Below are 18,415 nucleotides of genomic sequence, written 5' to 3' on the forward strand. Positions count from 1 at the left end.
TAAGAGTTTTCCTGTCAGGCAAATTCCACGATCTTCTGATCGACCGCCAGGCTGCTGCCCGGGGCCGCGTGGATTTTCGCGACCGTCCCGTCCTGCGAGGCGCGCAGGATGTTCTCCATCTTCATCGCCTCGACCACGGCCAGCACCTCGCCGGCCTTGACCTCCTGGCCTTCCGACACCGACAGCGACACCAGCAGGCCCGGCATCGGCGACAGCAGGAACTTCGACATGTCCGGCGGCGCCTTGACCGGCATCAGGGCGTCCAGCTTGGCCGCCTTCGGCGTCAGCACCTTGACGATGGCCTGCGACCCGCTGTGGTGAAGGCGATAGCCGATGCCGACGCGGTCGATCTGGACGCAGACAGCCGTGCCGTTGACCGTGCCGCGGAACAGCGGCTCGCCGATCCGCCAGTCGCTCCGCACCGTGTGGTGCGTGCCGCCGACATCGACGGTGTAGCCGATGCGCTGCGCAGTGCTGTCCGCCGGATGCAGGTGCACCGGATGCTGCGTGCCGTCCAGCACCACCACCCAGTCGTCGCGCACCGTCACCTTGTTGCCGGGCATCTTGCCGGAGATCTGGATGTCGCGGTCGTTCAGGCTGCGGTGGATCACCGCGCCAACCGCGACCAGCACCGCCGGGTCTTCCGGCGGCAGGTCCGAGGCGTGGAAGCCGTTCGGATACTCCTCGGCGATGAAGTTGGTGGTCAGCCGCCCGTCGACGAAGCGCTGGTTCGCCATCAGCGAGGCCAGGAACGGGATGTTGTGGCTGACGCCGCGGATGTAATACTGGTCCAGCGCCTCGCGCATTTCGGCGATGGCCTCGTCGCGCGTCTGTCCCCAGCTGCACAGCTTGGCGATCATCGGATCGTAATACATCGAGATCTCGCCGCCCTCGAACACGCCGGTGTCGACGCGGACGTGGGGGCCTGCGGCCGGCGGCCGGTAATGGGTCAGGCGGCCGGTCGAGGGCAGGAAGTTGCGGAAGGGATCCTCGGCATAGACGCGGGCCTCGACGGCCCAGCCGTTCAGCTGCACGTCCTCCTGGCGGAGCGTCAGCTTCTCGCCGGCGGCGACGCGGATCATCAGCTCGACGAGGTCGAGGCCGGTGATCAGCTCGGTGACCGGATGTTCGACCTGAAGTCGGGTGTTCATCTCCAGGAAGTAGAAGTTGCGCTCGGCATCGACGATGAATTCGACCGTGCCGGCCGACTTGTACTGCACCGCGTTGGCCAGAGCCACCGCCTGCTCGCCCATCGCCTTGCGGGTGGCGGCGTCGAGGAACGGGCTCGGCGCCTCCTCGATGACCTTCTGGTGGCGGCGCTGGATCGAGCATTCGCGCTCGTGCAGGTACAGGCAGGTGCCCTGCCCGTCGGCCAGCAACTGGATTTCGATGTGGCGCGGCTGCTGGATGTACTTCTCGACGAAGACGCGGTCGTCGGCGAAGCTGGAGCGCGCCTCGTTGGTGGCCGAGCGGAAGCCCTCGCGCGCCTCCTCGTCGTTCCAGGCCACGCGCATGCCCTTGCCGCCGCCGCCGGCCGACGCCTTGATCATCACCGGATAGCCGATGTCGCGGGCGATGGTCACCGCCTCGCTGTCGTCGGCGATGACGCCGAGATAGCCGGGGACGGTGGAGACGCCGGCGGCCTTGGCCAGCTTCTTGGACTCGATCTTGTCGCCCATCGCCTGGATGGCGTGGGCGTCCGGCCCGATGAAGGCGATGCCGGCGGCCGCCAGCGCCTCCTGGAACTCGCGCTTCTCCGACAGGAAGCCGTAGCCGGGATGGACGGCCTGGGCGCCCGTCTGTTTGCAGGCATCCACGATCCTGTCGATCAGCAGATAGCTCTGGGCGGACGGGGCGGCGCCGATGTGGACGGCCTCGTCGGCCATCTCGACATGGAGCGCGTTCCTGTCGGCGTCGGAATAGACGGCGACGGTCTTGATGCCCATGCGGCGTGCCGTGCGGATGACGCGGCAGGCGATCTCGCCACGGTTGGCGATGAGGATCTTCTCGAACATGCTGCCGGCCCTCACAGCGGAATGTTGTCGTGCTTGCGCCAGGGGGTCTGGAGCTGCTTGTTCTTCAGCATGGACAGCGCCTTGGTGATGCGGCGGCGGGTTCCGTGCGGCATGATCACGTCGTCGATGTAACCGCGCGACGCGGCGACGAAGGGATTGGCGAACTTCTGCTTGTACTCTTCCGTACGCGCCTCGATCTTCTCGGCGTCGCCGATGTCGCTGCGGAAGATGATTTCCACCGCGCCCTTGGCGCCCATCACCGCGATTTCGGCGGACGGCCAGGCATAGTTGAGGTCGCCGCGCAGATGCTTGGACGACATCACGTCGTACGCGCCGCCGTACGCCTTGCGGGTGATGACGGTCACCTTCGGCACGGTCGCCTCGGCGTACGCGTACAGCAGCTTGGCGCCGTGCTTGATGATGCCGCCATATTCCTGGCTGGTGCCGGGCATGAAGCCGGGGACGTCCACCAGGGTCAGGATCGGGATTTCAAACGCATCGCAGAAGCGGACGAAGCGCGCCGCCTTCTTGGAGCTGTCGATGTCGAGGCAGCCGGCCAGCACCATCGGCTGGTTGGCGACGATGCCGACCGTGGAGCCGTTCATCCGGGCAAAGCCGATGAGGATGTTCTTGGCGTATTCCGGCTGGAGTTCGAAGAAGTCGCCCTCGTCGACGATCTTGAGGATCAGCTCCTTCATGTCGTAGGGCTTGTTGGGGTTCTCCGGCACCAGCGTGTCGAGCGAGAAATCCTCGCGGTCGAGCGGGTCGGCGCAGGGACGGACCGGCGCCTTCTCGCGGTTCGACGACGGCAGGAAATCGACGAAGCGGCGCAGCTGGAGCAGCGCCTCGACATCGTTCTCGAAGGCCAGATCGGCCACGCCCGACTTGGTGGAGTGGGTGACGGCGCCGCCCAGCTCCTCGGCGGTCACGACCTCGTGGGTGACGGTCTTCACCACGTCGGGGCCGGTGACGAACATGTAGGAGCTGTCCTTCACCATGAAGATGAAGTCGGTCATGGCCGGCGAGTACACCGCACCGCCGGCGCACGGCCCCATGATCAGCGAGATCTGCGGGATGACGCCCGAGGCGTCGACGTTGCGCTGGAACACCTCGGCATAGCCGCCGAGCGAGGCGACACCCTCCTGGATGCGCGCACCGCCCGAATCGTTCAGCCCGATGACCGGGGCGCCGACCTTCAACGCCTGGTCCATGATCTTGCAGATCTTCTCGGCATGCGCTTCGGACAGCGCGCCGCCGAAGACCGTGAAGTCCTGGCTGAAGACGAAGACGAGGCGGCCGTTGACGGTGCCGTGGCCGGTGACCACGCCATCGCCCGGGACTTTCTGGTTTTCCATGCCGAAGTCGATGCAGCGGTGTTCGACGAACATGTCGAACTCCTCGAACGAGCCTTCGTCGAGGAACAGGTCGATCCGCTCGCGCGCGGTCAGCTTGCCTTTGGCGTGCTGGCCGGCGATGCGCTTCTCACCGCCGCCCAGCCGCGCCGCGGCGCGCTTGGACTCCAACTTGGCCAGAATGTCTTGCATCGGGCGTTCCCATTATGTGGCATCGCAGTGACGGTCCCTGCCCCGGCGCCTAGCGACGCACTCATTCACCGGAACGCCGCGGATTATTCACAAACTTCGCAGCGCTTCAAACAGCCTCTTCGCAAAAAGGTGCGAAGTTGCGAAGCCCTTTGCAAATGCCGCTTTGCGCTTGCTAAGATTGCGAAGAACGGCTGATTTCCAAGGCCTCCGCCGGGCAGGATTTTATACGCATGCAAAAGAAGCTGTTCCTTGGCTACAAGCTGCGCCGCCTGCGCGAGCAGCGCGGCCTGACCCAGGCGTCGCTCGCCAAGACGCTGGAGCTTTCCCCCAGCTATCTCAACCAGTTGGAGAACAACCAGCGCCCGCTGACCCTGCCGGTGCTGATGCGGATCGCCGCCACCTTCGAATTGGAGCTGTCCGCCTTCCTGGAGGACGAGGACAGCCGGCTGGTCTCCGATCTGCGCGAGGCGCTGGCCGACCCGCTGTTCGCCGGCGCACCCTTGACCGCGGCGGAACTGCGCAGCGTGGTGGGATCGAGCCCGGAGCTGGCCCGCCGGGTGCTCAGCCTGCATCAGGCCTATCAGAAGCTGCATGAGCGGGTGCAGTCGCTGACCGACAGCCTGTCCAACAGCGAACAGGGTGACAGTTTCGCCGGACCGCAATTTCCCTATGAGGAGGTGCGGGACTATTTCCACTACTGCAACAACTACATCGGTCCGCTGGACGAGGCGGCGGAGCGGCTGTGGGACACCGAGAAGATCCATTCCGGGTCGCTGCTGAACGAGCTGGCCGCCTATCTGAAGCGCCGCCACGACGTGCGGGTGAAGATCGTCGCCGACGAGGCGGGCGACACCGCCATGCGCAGCTACGATGCCACCACCGGCACGCTGCGGCTGTCGGCCCTGCTGACCAGCTCCAGCCGCGCCTTCCACATGGCGAACCAGATCGCGCTGCTGGAGTTCGGCGACCAGATCGACGATCTGGTGGAGCAGGCGAAATTCTCCAGCGAGGATGCGCGGTCGATCTGCCGGGTCGGGCTCGCCAACTATTTCGCCGGGGCGCTGGTGCTGCCCTACCGCGCCTTCGCCGCCCAGGCCCGCGCGCTGCGCCACGATGTGGAGCAGTTGCAGAGCCGCTTTTCCGCAAGCTTCGAGCAGGTCTGCCACCGGCTGTCCACCCTGCAACGGCCGGGCGCCCGCGGCCTGCCCTTCTATTTCGTCCGGGTCGACATGGCCGGCAACATCACCAAGCGCCATTCGGCGACGCGCTTCCACTTCGCCCGCTTCGGCGGCGCCTGCCCGCTGTGGAACGTGCATGACGCCTTCGCCCAGCCCGGCAAGATCCTGGTGCAGTTCGCCCAGATGCCCGACCGCACCGCCTATATCAGCATCGCCCGCACGGTGACCAAGCGCGGCGGCGCCTATCTGAAGCCGTCACGGCAATTCGCCGTCGGGCTGGGCTGCGAGGCGAGCCACGCGCCGGAACTGGTCTATGCCGCCGGCATCGACATCACCGACCTGAAGGCCGCCGTGCCGATCGGCGTCAATTGCCGCCTGTGCGAGCGCACCGACTGCCAGCAACGCGCCTTCCCGCCGATCGGCAGCGAGCTGCGGGTGAACGAGCATCACCGCAGCTTCGTGCCCTACCTGTTCAACCCGCCGGACATGCCGTCCGGCTGAACGCCCTGCCGGGCTGGCCACCGCCGTCGCCGCCGCTGTCGAGGACGACGCGGTCGCGCCCCTCGTCCTTCGCCCGGTACAGCGCGTTGTCGGCCCGGATCAGCAGGCGGTCGATGCTGTCGCCGTCGCGGACTCCGGCGACGCCGAAGCTGCCGGTCTGCCGGTGGCCGTTGGAGAAGTCATAGCCGCGGATCGTCCGGCGCAGCCGCTCGGCCAGGGCGAAGGCCGCTTCCGGGCTGGCCTCCGGGCACAGGATCAGGAATTCCTCGCCGCCCCAGCGGCCGACCGTGTCGGTGGCGCGCAGCGCCTTGCGGGCCAGTGCGGCGAACTCGATCAGCACCTGGTCGCCGAAGACATGGCCATAGCGGTCGTTGACCTGCTTGAAGTGGTCAAGATCGACGAGGATGATCGACATCTGCCTGCCGTAGCGGGCGGCGCGCTCCATCTCCGCACGGCAGACCTCGTTCAGATGGCTGCGGTTGGCAAGCCCGGTCAGCACGTCGGTGCGCGACTGTACCCGCAGCCGCTCGTTCACCCGCATCAGCGTCACGATCCAGAACAGGCTGGTCAGGATGACCGCCGCCGGGATGGCGAGCAGTTTCGCCAGCGTCCAAAGATCGAGCGGCGACTGCACCTGGATGGCGACATGCCGGTTGGCGATGGTGGTCCGTTCGGCGGCCGAGATCGTCCGGACGCCGCGGTCCAGCGCCGCCAGCAGCTCCGGCTCGTCCCGGCGGACGCCGATGCGCAGCAGGTTTTCATAGCCCGGCAGATGGCCGGCGACCTTCAGGTTGAACCAGCCGGCCGTCTTGATGGTGAAGACGGCGACGGTCAGCGACCGCAGCGTCATGTCGGCCTTGCCGTGGGACACCATGGCAAAGGCTTCCGCCTCGCTGTCCACCATGACGATGCGCAGCTCGGGAAAGTCGCGGCGCACCCGCTCCTCGACCGAGGTTCCCTTGGGAAGCACCATCGTTTCGCCGCCGAGGCCGGCGAGATCGGCGATGAAGTCGTGGCTTTCCCGCGTCACCAGCACATTGGGATCGACGAACATCGGCTCGGTGAAGGCCAGCCATTCCTCCCGCTTCGGCGTCCGGTTCAGGAAGCTGAGGAAGCGGCAGCGCCCGTCCCGCACCGCCGCCATGCTGTCCTCCCAGTCGCGGGTCGGCAGCGGGGTGAGCGCGACCCCGGAACGCTCCGACACCAGGGCCAGCAGGTCGGCGGCGATCCCCTGGTGCCTGCCGTCGGCGGTGATGGTTTCGTAAGGGGGCCAGTCGGGGTCGGCGCAGTAGGTCACGCTTCCGCCGGCGCTCTCGGCGCCATAGGCCGCCGCGGCAATCAGGAGATGAACCGGAACCGTCAGGACCGCCAGACCTTGCAGCAGCCGCCTTGCCGCTCTCCCCGACATCGAATTTGCCATACAGCCACTTCTCCGGCGTCGGTCGACGCAGCCTGGTCGGCTTACCCAAGTATGTCACGACAGAATAACGCTGTTTGCCGCGCGCGGCTTGCGAAATGATGCGCCGCTGGCCCGCAACTTGCTGAGAATTGGTCGCAAGATCGGCCGGAGCACGGACCTCGGTCCTTTTCTGACCCGATCGATGCAAGCTGCTTTGCATTTTGCCAATGGCGGGCCATGAACGGTGACATTCTGCATCACGTCCCCCACCACAGGGGGACGGCATTCGCTCCGGAAGCGATGGCCCGCATGCTGGCGGTTTCCACCACGGCCCTGGCGCAGGGGCGGGGAATCACCCTGGATGTCGGCGTCCTGACCGGCACGCCGCCGCGCCTGATCGGCAATGCGGAGACCGTCAGCAGCCTGTGCAACGCGCTGGCGGCGAGCGCCATCGCCAGCGCAGCACCGGGCCGGCTCGGCCTGCGGCTGTCGGCCCAGCCGGCCGGCGAGGATTCGGTCGTCTTCCGGGCCGAGCTGCATGGCCGCTACGAGGCCAAGTGCGAGGACGGGTTCAACAAGGATTTCATGCGCCGCCTGCTCGCCGCCCTTGGCGCGCAGATGAGCGTGACCGAGGAGGCCGACGGATCGCGGCGCGCCGTGCTCGACATGCCGGCGGCCCTGCCCTCCCGCACCACCGACGGCGAGCTTCTGATGAACTGGGCGCGGTCGCGCGGCGGCCGGCTGCTGGTGGTGGACGACAGCGCCACCAACCGCATGGTGGTGGCCGGGCTGCTCGCCAAGGCCGGCTTCTCGGTCGAGACCGCCAATGGCGGGGCGGAGGCGGTGGAGGCGGTCGCCCAGGCGCCGGTGCCGCCCGAGGCGGTGCTGATGGACGTGGCGATGCCCGACATGGACGGCGCCACCGCCACCGCCACCATCCGCCGGCTGGCCGACGACCGGGCGCGCATCCCGATCATCGCCGTCACCGCCAATGCCCAGCCCGAGGACCGCATCCGCTGCCTGGCGGCCGGGATGAACGACTATCTGACCAAGCCGGTCCGCCGCGCCGACCTGCTGGCCGCGCTGGAACGCTGGCTGGCGCCGCAACCGGCCTGATGTCGCTGCCGGCCTGACCTCACATCGTCAGAACGAAGAGTCGGGCTCCTTGAGGAACGCCTCCTCCTCCGGCGTGCTCGCGCGGCCGAGAAGGGCGTTGCGGTGGGGGAAACGGCCGAAGCGTTCGATGATCTCGCGGTGGCGCTGGGCGTAGCGGATCGTCGTCTCGTCGCCCACCCGTTCGGTGAACAGCGCGACGGAGCGCTCCTGGCTGCCCATGTCCTCGTGATGCTCGAAGGGCAGATAGAGGAAGGTCCGCTCGTCGGCGGTGCATTCCAGGTCGAAGCCGTTGGCGACGGCATGCTCGCTCGCTTCCCGCGCCCTGGCGTCGGTGGCGAAGGCGCGCGGGTCGTCGCGGAACATGTTGCGCGGCACCTGATCGAGCAGCACGCAGAGCGCGATGCAGCCGTCGACATCCTCCATCCAGTGGTCGTAGTCGCCGCGGGCCGCCGCCTCGTAATGCGGGCCCAGCGTGTCGGCCACCGCGCGGTCGAAACTGGCCGACCTGCGGAACCAATAGGGCTTCATCGCCTCGTCGAACCAGAAATCGACGATCTCGTCGATCAGACTGTCCACCATTGTCTTCTCCGCCTTGCCTTGTGTCGCCCGACGACACACTCCCCAAAAAGAACAGGGCGCCCGTCGGGGCGCCCTGTCCATGTCCTAAATCACGTCACCCGAACCGTCAGGCTCAGTGCAGCGTGCTCCACAGCTTGCGCTTGGCGGCGTACATCAGGCCGGCCAGCACCAGCAGGAACAGGATGACCTTGACGCCCATCTGCTTGCGGGCATCGAGGTGCGGTTCCGCGACGAAGGTCAGGAAGGTCGCCACGTCGTGCGCCTGCTGTTCCACCGTCGCCTTGGTGCCGTCGGCGAAGGTGACGCCGTCGGGCTGCAGGATGTTCGGCATGCCGACCTGATGGCCGGGGAACACCTTGTTGTAGTTCATGCCGGGCATCACATGGACGTCGGCCGGCGGCTCCTCGAACCCGGTCAGGAAGGCGTAGAGGTAATCCTCGCCGCCGACGCGGGCCTTCGCCATCAGCGACAGGTCCGGCGGCAGGGCGCCGTTGTTCGACGCGCGGGCCGCCTGGTCGTTGGCGAACGGCGACGGGAAGCGGTCGGCCGGGAGACCCGGACGCATGAACATCTCGCCGGCGTCGTTCGGGCCGGCCTGCACCTCGTAGCCGGAAGCGATGCCCTTCAGCTCGTCTTCCTTGAAGCCGATGCCGGCCAGCGTGCGGATCGGCACCAGACGCATGGAATGGCAGGCCGAGCAGACTTCCTTGTAGATCTGGAAGCCGCGCTGCGCCGCCGCCTTGTCGATGGTGCCGAAGATGCCCGCATGCGCCCAGGTCTGCTTGGGGATGTGCACGCCTTCGGAGGCCTGCGCGGCCCCGGCGATGCCGAGAGCCAGCGCCGCCGAGAGGATTGCAGTCTTCAACGCGCGCATCAGGCCTTCTCCATCGGCTTGGCATGGGCGCCGGCGGCGATGCTGCCCCCGCCCTTCAGAATGGACTCGGAGATGCTGTTGGGAAGCGGACGCGTGCGCTCCAGCTTGCCCAGCACCGGCAGCAGGACCAGGAAGTGGAAGAAGTAGTAGAAGGTGCCGATGCGCGCGATCACCAGCCAGGAGCCCTCGGCCGGCATGGCGCCGGCATAGCCCAGGATCAGGGCGTCGATGGCCAGGATCCAGAAGAACTGGCGGTAGACCGGGCGGAACTTGCAGCTGCGGACCTTGGAGCGGTCGAGCCACGGCAGGAAGGCCAGCAGCGCGATCGAGCCGAACATCGCCAGCACGCCGCCCAGCTTGTCCGGGATCGCGCGCAGCATGGCGTAGAAGGGCAGGAAGTACCATTCCGGCACGATGTGCGCCGGGGTCACCAGCGGGTTGGCCGGGATGTAGTTGTCCGGATGGCCCATGTAGTTCGGCATGAAGAACACGAACACCGCGAAGATGATCATGAAGATCACCACTGCGAAGCCGTCCTTCAGCGTGACGTAGGGGTTGAACGGGACGGTGTCCTGCGGGCCCTTCGGGTCGATGCCGAGCGGGTTGTTCGAGCCGCAGACATGCAGCGCCGCCGTGTGCAGGATCACCAGACCCAGCAGGACGAAGGGCAGCAGGAAGTGCAGCGCGAAGAAGCGGTTCAGCGTCGGGTTGTCGACCGAGAAGCCGCCCCACAACAGCGTGACGATGGGGTCGCCGACGATGGGGAAGGCCGAGAACAGGTTCGTGATGACGGTGGCACCCCAGAAGCTCATCTGGCCCCAGGGCAGCACGTAGCCCATGAAGGCGGTGCCCATCATGACGAGGAAGATGATGACGCCGAGGATCCACAGGATCTCGCGCGGGGCCTTGTAGGAGCCGTAATAGAGCGCACGGAACATGTGGATGTAGACGGCGATGAAGAACATCGACGCGCCGTTGGCGTGCACGTAGCGGATCAGCCAGCCGTAATTCACGTCGCGCATGATGCGCTCGACCGAATCGAAGGCCAGCGAGGTGTGGGACGAGTACTGCATCGCCAGGAACAGGCCCGTGGCGATCATGATCATCAGCATGATGCCGGCAATCGCACCGAACGCCCACAGATAGTTGACGTTCCGCGGCATCGGGTAATGGTTGTACTCGTGATCCAGCATCGTGAAGATCGGCAGGCGGCTGTCGATCCAGTTCACGACCGGATTCTTGAACTTGGTGGCTTGAGCCTGAGCCATCTCGGGGGTCTCCAGAACCGTTGGGCCGCGTTAACCGAGCCGGATCTTGGTATCGCCGGTGAAGGCGTACGTCGGAAGGACAAGGTTGGCGGGGGCCGGGCCCTTGCGGATGCGCCCAGCGGTGTCGTAGTGCGAGCCGTGGCAGGGGCAGAACCACCCGCCGTAGTCGCCGCGCGGATCGGTGACCTTCTGCCCGAGCGGCACACAGCCCAGATGCGTGCAGATGCCGATGACGATCAGCCATTCAGGCTTCTTCACGCGGGCATCGTCGGCAACCGGGTCGCGCAGGTCGCCCAGATTGACCTTCTTGGCGGACTCGATCTCCTCGGCGGTGCGGTGGCGGACAAAGACAGGCTTTCCGCGCCAGGTGACCGTGATCGCCTGACCTTCGGCCACGGGGGCCAGATCGACGTCGATGGAGGCAAGCGCCAGGGTGTCGGCCGCCGGGTTCAGGCTGTCGATGAAGGGCCAGGCCGCCGAGGCGGCCCCGACGACACCGACCGCACCGGTGGCAAGATACAGAAAATCGCGGCGGGAACCCCCCTCGCCGCTGGAGGCCGCGTGGCCACCCGTCCCGGGCGGATGCGTGGTCTGAGCCATAAGCCTGTTTCTCCTCAAGGCATGCCCGACGCCCTTTGCCCGCGCCGGACGACCGATGGACCATTTTTATGCATGACACGGCACGCCCGCCCGCCGAAGGAAAAACCCTCAGGCACGCCGCATCGGTCCGGAGTGGGTATCTCCAGCTTCTGCGCTGCGGTATACCGTCGCGTCGACATCTTGAAAAGTCCTTGGCCGGGAGACAATTTGTCGCGTGTACAGGGGCAAGAACATTTGTATGCAAAACAAACACTTCGAGGCAAGGCCCGCGTTGCGCCTTGTGCTGTTCGAACCCGACATTCCGCAGAACGCCGGGACCCTGATGCGACTCGCAGCCGGGCTGGGGGTGGCTTTGGATCTGATCGAACCCTGCGGTTTCGTGCTGGATGACCGAAGGTTGCGCCGCGCCGGGATGGACTATCTCGACCATCTCGACTGGACCCGGCACAGCTCGTGGACCGCGTACCGCGCGGCACCGCAGGGCGGCCGGCTGGTGCTGCTGACCACGCGGGCGGCGATCCCCTATACCGATTTCCGCTTCGCCCCCGGCGACCGCCTGCTGGTCGGCCGCGAGAGTGCCGGCGTGCCGGACGAGGTGCATGAGGCCGCCGACGCCCGGCTGGTGATCCCGATGGTGCCGCCCGCCCGCTCCTTGAACGTTGCGGTCAGCGCGGCGATGGTGTTGGGTGAGGCCTTGCGGCAGACTGCCGCACTTGTTTCCACCGCTCCCGCACAGCCGGAAATGCCATCGCCATGACAACCGACTCCAGCACCGTCGAAGAGCGCAAGGCCCGTGCCGCCGCCTGGTTCCGGGACCTGCGCGACCGCATCTGCGCGGCGTTCGAGGCGCTGGAGGACGAGCTGACCGGCACCCATGCCGAGCTGCCCGCCGGCCGGTTCGAGCGCAGGAGCTGGACCCGCCCCGACCATGCCGGCGGCGAGGGCGGCGGCGGCACCATGTCGGTGATGAAGGGCCGGGTGTTCGAGAAGGTCGGGGTCAACATCTCGACCGTCCACGGCACATTCAGCCCGGAATTCCGCGCCAACATCCCCGGTGCTGCCGAGACCGGCGAATTCTGGGCGGCGGGCATCAGCCTGGTGGCGCACATGCGCTCGCCGCTGGTCCCGGCGACCCACATGAACACCCGCCACATCGTGACGACCAAGGGCTGGTTCGGCGGCGGCGCCGACCTGACGCCGATGATGGAGGACGAACGGGACACCGCCGACTTCCACGCCGGCCTGCGCGCCGCCTGCGACCGGCACGACCCCGACTATTACCCGCGCTACAAGGAATGGTGCGACCGCTATTTCTACCTGCCCCACCGCGGCGAGGCGCGCGGCGTCGGCGGCATCTTCTTCGACAACCTCGAGTCGGGCGACTGGGAGGCGGATTTCGCCTTCACCCGCGACGTCGGCACCGCCTTCCTCGACAGCTACGCCGCCCTGGTCCGCCGGCACATGAACCGGCCCTGGACCGCCGAGCAGCGCGAACACCAACTGGTCCGCCGCGGCCGGTACGTCGAGTTCAACCTGCTCTATGACCGCGGCACCACCTTCGGCCTGAAGACCGGCGGCAACACCGAGGCGATCCTGATGAGCCTGCCGCCCGAGGTGAAGTGGCCGTAAGGCGACGGCACACCCTGGGTCAGGCGGCCGGGCTTGCCCGGCCCGCAGCCGGAAAGGCCCCGCCGGGAGTGTCGACGCGGCCGGCGCCGGTGCGGAAGTAGCCTGTCGGCGTCGTCCCCATCGCCTTCTTGAACATCACGATGAAGGCGGTGACGGACTCGTAGCCCAGGTCGCCGGCCACCCGCTGGACCGTCGCCCCGCCGGCGAGGTCGCGCAGCGCGACGACCAGATGGAGCTGGCGGCGCCACTGGCCGAAGGTCAGCCCGGTTTCCTGGACCATCAGCCGCTTCAGGGACCGCTCGCTCATGGCGACATGCGCGGCCCAGCCGGCCAGCGTGCGGCGGTCGCCCGGATCCGCCGTCAGCGCCCTGGCGATCATGGCGATCTTGGGGTGGCTGGACACCGGCAGCCGCAACCCCTCCCTCGGCATCAGCGCCAGCTCGTCCAGCAGGACTCGCACGAGGCGGCCGGTGTGGTCCTCCGGGTTGTAGCCGCCCGGCACGTCGGCCAAGCGGAGGATCATCTCGCGGAGCATCGGCGACACCGACAGCGTGCAGCACTCGCGCGGCAACACTGCCGCGTCGGGTTCGACGAACAGGTAGGACAGGCGGGCGTTGGGCGTGACCTGATTGCTGTGCGGGACGCCGCCCGGAATCCACACCCCGCAATCCGGCGGAACGAGCCAGAGGCCGTTCGCCGTCGTGCAGGTGACGGCACCGTGCAAGGCCAGGATGAGCTGGCCCTGCCGGTGGCTGTGCTGCGGCACTTCGGCCTCGTAGTCGCTGAAGTCGAGATGCAGGGCGACCGCCGGACGGTCCGGGCGGTCGGAGTCGCAGTCGAAGTCGTCGATGCAGGGACGCGGCCCCGTCGCCGATGGGGACGCCGAGCGGGATGCCGGCTGGGACGCTGAATGGCCTGTTTTGGAGATCATATGGCATTATCTCCAAATTCATGCGGACGGCAATCCGCTATCACTGGGGCACGACAGCGCGGTCGCCCATCCACAGGGTGCGACCCCGAACAGCTGACCCCCATTGGAGATTGCCATGCGCATTGCCGTCGTCGGCGCGACCGGAAGGATCGGCGCCCCGCTCACCCGCACCCTGCTGGGCGCCGGGCATCAGGTAAAGGCCCTGTCGAGAGGCGGTCCGGCCCTCGACGCCCTGGTCGCGGCCGGAGCGGAGCCGTTTTTGGGAAGTTTCGACACCGGCACCGGAGATCTCGGCGAGTTCTTCCAGGACGCCGATGCCGCCTTCCTGATGGTGAAGACCGACTGGACCAACATTCACGGGCATTATCCGACGGTCGCCCGGCGCTTCGTCGATGCGCTCCGCGGCTCTCCGGTCAGGCTGGCCGTGAGCCTGACCGCCATCGGATCGGAAGTCGGCGGCAGCACGGGCCATTTTGAAAGCTTCCACCATCTGGACCGGACGCTGAACCAGCTCGACGCCATCGACCTCGTGCATCTACGTGCCGGCTGGTTCATGGAGAACATGCTGTTCTTCGCCGATGGGGTCGCACATCATGGCCGGATCGGCTGGTCGCTCCAGCCCGATGTGGCCCTGCCCTGGGTGGCGACGCAGGACATCGCCGGGCTGGCCGCCCGGGAACTGACCAACCCGACGGGCCAGCACCGCGTCGTCCGCGAGGTCGGGTCGGAGGATTTCACCATGCCCGAGGTGGCGGCCCTCATCGCCCGGGAGATCGGCCGGCCGGTGGAGTATCGCTTCGTCGACCGGAACCGGCCGGAGGTCGAGGCCGCGTTTCTGGAGAGGTTCGGCACGCCGGACCGCTGGCTCGACGACAGCCTGACGCTGGACGCGCTGAACAGCCGGCGGGTGCGGTTCCATGACAGCCGCAGCCCGCTGCCCACCAGGATGGAGGGTTTCCTCAAGGAGGTCTGGAAGCCGGCCTATCTGCGGGCGCTTGCCGGGCAGCAGGGGACCGAAACCTTCTTCACATGGTGCTCCCGGCTCTGACGGCCGAGGAGGTCAGCGCCGCGGCGCCGAACCGCCCTGGCCCCAGGGGCCAGCCTGTAGCCAGGGCGCCCAGGCCTGCCGCACCATCTCGCCCCACAGCCGCATCGGCGCCAGCCACAGATCGGCCGCGGCCGACCCCATCGGGTCGGCGCCGCCCTGCCCTGTCCACTGCCCGCTCCGGGCACCGAAGGCGGGGCCGGCCAGCAGCAGCGGGTTCATCATGGCGGGCGCCAGCAGGCCGGCGACGGCGTCGAAGGACGGCGTGGCGCGCAGCTGGATGGCGATGACCTCCGCCCCATCCTCCCCGGCCTCGCGGTGCCGGATTCTGGATTTCCAGGTTCGGCAGATGGGCGGTCAGAATCGTCTCGTCCGGCTTGCGGTCCATGGTCTGGCGCTCCAATCGGAATCGGGTCGGGGATGGGTTGGGATCTTGGGGGCTCTTGCGTCGCAACAGTACGGTTTTTGCAACTGCGAAGAAACCCTCCCCGAAGGGGGTAGCGGAAACCAACTCCCGTTCCGGCCGTTGTTGGCCATATGGACAGCCCCCTCCCCCCGCCCGATGGCGCCACATCCGATGCCGCATCCGATCAGGACGGCCCCTCCCCCGAACAGGAGGCCGCCTGCGCCGGGCTTGCCTACAGCTCCGACGAGACGCCCGGCATCCGGCGGCGGCGCTACGGCAAGGGCTTCCGCTTCCTGTGGCCCGACGGCACCCAGGTGACGGAGGAGGACACGCTGGCGCGCATCCGCAAGCTGGCGATCCCGCCGGCCTACAAGGATGTCTGGATTTGCCCCGATCCGGACGGCCATCTCCAGGCGACCGGCCGCGACGCCAAGGGGCGCAAGCAGTACCGCTACCACCAGCGCTGGACCGAGCTGCGCGAGGGCACCAAGTTCGGCCGCATGGTGGAGTTCTGCCACGCCCTGCCCAAGCTGCGCGAGCGGGTGGATGCCGACCTCGGCCGGCGCGGCCTGCCGCGGGAGAAGGTGCTGGCAGCGGTGGTGCGGCTGCTGGAAACCACGCTGATCCGTGTCGGCAATGAGGCCTATGCCCGCGAGAACCGCAGCTATGGCCTGACCACCCTGCGCGACGACCATGCCGAGATCGAGGGGACGGAGGTCCGCTTCTCCTTCAAGGGCAAGTCGGGCAAGGAGTGGAACGTCGCCTTGAAGGACCGCCGGCTGGCCCGCGTCGTCGCCGCCTGCCGCGATGTGCCGGGGGACGAGCTGTTCCAGTATCTCGACCGCGACGGCCAGCACCACGCCGTGACCTCCGGCGACGTGAACGCCTATCTGCGCGAGGCGACCGGCGCCGACTTCACCGCCAAGGATTTCCGCACCTGGGCCGGCACGGTGCTGGCCGCCATGGCGTTGCGGGAGTTCGAGAGCTTCGACAGCGCCAGCGCTGCCAAGCGCAACGTCACCCGCGCCATCGAACAGGTCGCCACCCGGCTGGGCAACACCCCCAGCGTCTGCCGCAAGAGCTACGTCCACCCCGAGGTGCTGGACGCCTATCTGGAGGGCGGACTGCTGGCGTCGCTGAAGCAGGAGGTGGAGGCGGAGCTGCGCGACGATCTGGCCGGGCTGAGCGGCGAGGAGGCCGCGGTGCTGGCCTTCCTGCGCGAAAGGCTGGAGCGCGAGACCGCGGCGCGGGCGCGGGAGGGCGCGCGGCGGAAGAAGTAGGGGGCAGGCGGGAGCGTCGCCTTCCGACGGTCCCGCTTCAGATAGCCGTGGTCTCAGACCGTCTCGGCCGTCTCCGTCACCGGCAGCAGGCGGCGCATGACCAGACAGACCAGATCCCCGGCAAGGATGCCATCGGCGCCGACATGCGCCTGCACGGTGCGCAAAACCATCTCGGTGCGGTCGCGGGCGGACATGCCGCGGCTGTGGGCGAGGGCCGCGGCAAGGCGGGCCTCGCCGAAGGGCTCGCGATGGCCGTCGACGGAGTGGAGCACGCCGTCGGTGCACAGGAAGAGCGTCTCGTCCTGGGTCAGCAGCGCGGTCGCTTCGCTGTAGGGGGCGCCGCGGCGCACGCCCAGCGGCTGGCCGCCGGCCTCGGACAGGAACTGCACGGCACCGTCCGTCGCGACGCGGGCGGCACCGCGATGGCCGGCGGAGGCGTGCACCAGCGTGCCGGCGGCGCGGTCATAGACGGCGACGAAGGCGGTGGCGAAGCCGTTGAAGGGGCTTTCGCCGCACAGGCGCTCGTTGGCATGGGTCAGGATGGCGGCCGGGCCGACGCCGGGGCGGGCGGCCTCGCGGATGGCGCCGCGCACCATCAGCATCAGGAAGGCGGCGGGCACGCCGCCGCCCGACACGCCGGCGGCGACCAGCAGGCTGTGGCGCTCGTCCAGCTCGACCACATCGTAGAAATCGCCGCTGACGGCATGACCGGGCACCAGGATTCCGTAGAACTGGCTGTCGCGGCTGACCGGCAGCTGGCGCGGCAGCAGGCCGGACTGCACGTCGCGGGCGGCGCGCTGCTCCTCCTCGATCAGCTGTTCGGCGGCGGCCAGCTTCTCGCTCTTGGTCTCAAGCTCCGCCCCGCGCATGACCAGCTGGGCGTCGAGGGTCTCCTCGCGCGCGTTCGCCTCCATCGCCATGCGGCGGAAGACGCGCGACAGCCGGCCGAACTCGTCGTCGCGGTCGGCGGCCTCGTTGAGGGTCAGGGGGTTGAAGCGGCCGGCCTCCACCGCCTTGACCGCCTCGCTCAGCCGCTCCACCGGGGCCATCTGGTCGCGGGCGAAGCGCAGGCAGGCATAGACGCCGAGCGCCAGCACGAAGATGCCGACCAGCCCACCGATCTTCAGCTGGCGGCTCAGCATCGCGCCCGGGTCGGTATAGGCCACCCGCACCGCGGCGACCGTCGGCAGGGCGGCCCCGGAAGCGGCGGCGGGACCGGGACCGGCATATTTGATCGGTGCCAGCGCCAGCAGGCCGTTGCCCGACACGCGGACGGCCACGTCGCCGCCGGGCGGCAGCGCCTTGGCCGCGGCGGTGTCGGCGTCGGACAGCGACGCGCCGTCGGCCAGCACCGCGCCGCGGGCCAGCACCCGGCCGTCGCGGTCGAGCAGCCAAGCCGCCTCCACGGCACGGGTGGCGATCAGCCCGTCGACCAGACCCTCGGCCCCAGACTTGCGCAGCAGGTCGCCCAGCCGCCGCAGGTCGGCGCCGACCTGCACGATGCGCGGCTTGTCGACGCCGGCCACCCCGGCGAACTTCATCAGCTTGCCGTTCTCCATCGCCGGTTCGGACACCACCGACGCCGGGGAACGGTTCAGCAGGCCGGCATAGGCGCCGTGGCGCGGGCCGCCCTTGGCATCCTGGCCGAACAGCGGATCGGATCCGGGCAGATTGTGCAGATAGGCGCGGCCGCGGTTGTCGGTGATCCACATCTCGTCCGGGCCGCCGGCCTCGGCGATCTGCTTCAGCCGGTCGTTGATGGCGCGCGGCGCCATCTTCGCGGTTTCGGCCAGCGCCACCAGATGCGCGGTCAGCGTCGCTTCCGACAGCAGGCGTTCCGACAGCAGGGCGTCGACGTCCTGCGGGATGTCGCGCGACTGGGCGGCACCGCGGGCGAGCAGGCCGGCGGCCAGCCGCGCCTCCGTCTCGATCCGTTCGGTCAGGGCGGCGCGCGTCGTCCAGGCCATCGTCGTGGTGACCGCCGCAACCGCCAGCAGCACCAGACCGGTGACCAGCAGGATCAAACGCTGTTGGAACGTCATGGGATTGC

The 18,415-nt window shown here is 68.2% G+C and carries 16 protein-coding genes; 6 read left to right on the plus strand and 10 right to left on the minus strand.

The window, feature by feature from the left end; genetic code table 11:
- Nucleotides 1–14 precede the first annotated feature (14 nt).
- Together ACWPN8_RS27365 and ACWPN8_RS27370 are read right to left on the minus strand one after the other, a co-directional pair.
- Nucleotides 15–2,015, minus strand: a complete 2,001-nt coding sequence (locus ACWPN8_RS27365) for an acetyl-CoA carboxylase biotin carboxylase subunit (RefSeq protein WP_492243044.1) — start codon at nucleotides 2,013–2,015, stop codon at nucleotides 15–17.
- Between the two features lie 11 nt (nucleotides 2,016–2,026).
- Nucleotides 2,027–3,559, minus strand: a complete 1,533-nt coding sequence (locus tag ACWPN8_RS27370) for an acyl-CoA carboxylase subunit beta (protein WP_109095660.1) — start codon at nucleotides 3,557–3,559, stop codon at nucleotides 2,027–2,029.
- A 230-nt stretch (nucleotides 3,560–3,789) separates the two neighbouring features.
- On the opposite strand from ACWPN8_RS27370, the gene ACWPN8_RS27375 reads away from it, so the two are divergent.
- The gene (locus ACWPN8_RS27375; protein ID WP_109095661.1) at nucleotides 3,790–5,238 is read left to right on the plus strand and encodes a helix-turn-helix domain-containing protein; all 1,449 of its coding nucleotides are present in this window, start codon (nucleotides 3,790–3,792) and stop codon (nucleotides 5,236–5,238) included.
- On the opposite strand, the gene ACWPN8_RS27380 is transcribed toward ACWPN8_RS27375, so the two are convergent.
- Nucleotides 5,210–6,658, minus strand: coding sequence for a diguanylate cyclase (locus ACWPN8_RS27380; RefSeq protein WP_492243045.1), 1,449 nt, complete (start codon nucleotides 6,656–6,658; stop codon nucleotides 5,210–5,212). The genes ACWPN8_RS27375 and ACWPN8_RS27380 overlap by 29 nt on opposite strands.
- A 216-nt stretch (nucleotides 6,659–6,874) precedes the next feature.
- Between ACWPN8_RS27380 and ACWPN8_RS27385 the strand changes: the two genes are divergently transcribed.
- The gene (locus ACWPN8_RS27385; protein WP_109095663.1) at nucleotides 6,875–7,753 is read left to right on the plus strand and encodes a response regulator; all 879 of its coding nucleotides are present in this window, start codon (nucleotides 6,875–6,877) and stop codon (nucleotides 7,751–7,753) included.
- A gap of 27 nt (nucleotides 7,754–7,780) precedes the next feature.
- Here the strand turns inward: ACWPN8_RS27385 and ACWPN8_RS27390 are convergent, their stop codons facing one another.
- The 4 genes from ACWPN8_RS27390 to petA all read right to left on the minus strand — a co-directional run bounded on the left by ACWPN8_RS27390 (nucleotide 7,781) and on the right by petA (nucleotide 11,074).
- Entirely contained in the window at nucleotides 7,781–8,332 is a 552-nt protein-coding gene (locus tag ACWPN8_RS27390; protein WP_492243046.1) for a DUF924 family protein, read from the minus strand.
- 112 nt (nucleotides 8,333–8,444) lie between these two features.
- Nucleotides 8,445–9,206: a cytochrome c1 gene (locus ACWPN8_RS27395; protein WP_109095665.1), complete on the minus strand. Its 762-nt coding sequence runs from the start codon at nucleotides 9,204–9,206 to the stop codon at nucleotides 8,445–8,447.
- Nucleotides 9,206–10,474, minus strand: a complete 1,269-nt coding sequence (locus ACWPN8_RS27400; RefSeq protein ID WP_109095666.1) for a cytochrome b — start codon at nucleotides 10,472–10,474, stop codon at nucleotides 9,206–9,208. Before ACWPN8_RS27400 ends, ACWPN8_RS27395 begins: the two co-directional genes overlap by 1 nt.
- Before the next feature lie 30 nt (nucleotides 10,475–10,504).
- The gene (gene petA / locus ACWPN8_RS27405) at nucleotides 10,505–11,074 is read right to left on the minus strand and encodes a ubiquinol-cytochrome c reductase iron-sulfur subunit (RefSeq protein ID WP_098738145.1); all 570 of its coding nucleotides are present in this window, start codon (nucleotides 11,072–11,074) and stop codon (nucleotides 10,505–10,507) included.
- 271 nt (nucleotides 11,075–11,345) lie between these two features.
- Between petA and ACWPN8_RS27410 the strand changes: the two genes are divergently transcribed.
- A complete protein-coding gene (locus ACWPN8_RS27410; RefSeq protein ID WP_492243193.1) occupies nucleotides 11,346–11,831 on the plus strand; it encodes a tRNA (cytidine(34)-2'-O)-methyltransferase in 486 nt (161 codons plus the stop codon).
- Complete coding sequence (hemF, locus tag ACWPN8_RS27415; RefSeq protein WP_492243047.1) at nucleotides 11,828–12,703, plus strand: oxygen-dependent coproporphyrinogen oxidase; 876 nt, start codon at nucleotides 11,828–11,830, stop codon at nucleotides 12,701–12,703. The genes ACWPN8_RS27410 and hemF overlap by 4 nt, the downstream gene beginning before the upstream one ends.
- A gap of 19 nt (nucleotides 12,704–12,722) precedes the next feature.
- On the opposite strand, the gene ACWPN8_RS27420 is transcribed toward hemF, so the two are convergent.
- Nucleotides 12,723–13,634: an AraC family transcriptional regulator gene (locus tag ACWPN8_RS27420; protein WP_492243048.1), complete on the minus strand. Its 912-nt coding sequence runs from the start codon at nucleotides 13,632–13,634 to the stop codon at nucleotides 12,723–12,725.
- A 115-nt stretch (nucleotides 13,635–13,749) separates the two neighbouring features.
- Here ACWPN8_RS27420 and ACWPN8_RS27425 point away from each other — a divergent pair, with 115 nt between their 5' ends.
- Nucleotides 13,750–14,682, plus strand: a complete 933-nt coding sequence (locus ACWPN8_RS27425; RefSeq protein WP_492243049.1) for an NmrA family NAD(P)-binding protein — start codon at nucleotides 13,750–13,752, stop codon at nucleotides 14,680–14,682.
- A gap of 12 nt (nucleotides 14,683–14,694) precedes the next feature.
- On the opposite strand, the gene ACWPN8_RS27430 is transcribed toward ACWPN8_RS27425, so the two are convergent.
- Nucleotides 14,695–14,904 carry a hypothetical protein gene (locus ACWPN8_RS27430; protein ID WP_492243050.1) on the minus strand — a complete coding sequence of 70 codons (210 nt, stop codon included), beginning with the start codon at nucleotides 14,902–14,904 and terminating at the stop codon, nucleotides 14,695–14,697.
- A 312-nt stretch (nucleotides 14,905–15,216) separates the two neighbouring features.
- On the opposite strand from ACWPN8_RS27430, the gene ACWPN8_RS27435 reads away from it, so the two are divergent.
- On the plus strand, nucleotides 15,217–16,365 hold the full coding sequence (locus ACWPN8_RS27435; protein ID WP_492243051.1) for a DNA topoisomerase IB: 1,149 nt from the start codon (nucleotides 15,217–15,219) through the stop codon (nucleotides 16,363–16,365).
- Between the two features lie 53 nt (nucleotides 16,366–16,418).
- Here ACWPN8_RS27435 and ACWPN8_RS27440 read toward each other — a convergent pair whose 3' ends face one another.
- Entirely contained in the window at nucleotides 16,419–18,407 is a 1,989-nt protein-coding gene (locus tag ACWPN8_RS27440; RefSeq protein WP_492243052.1) for a PP2C family protein-serine/threonine phosphatase, read from the minus strand.
- Nucleotides 18,408–18,415 lie beyond the last annotated feature (8 nt).

This window comes from Azospirillum sp. UENF 112521 (genome assembly GCF_058780665.1).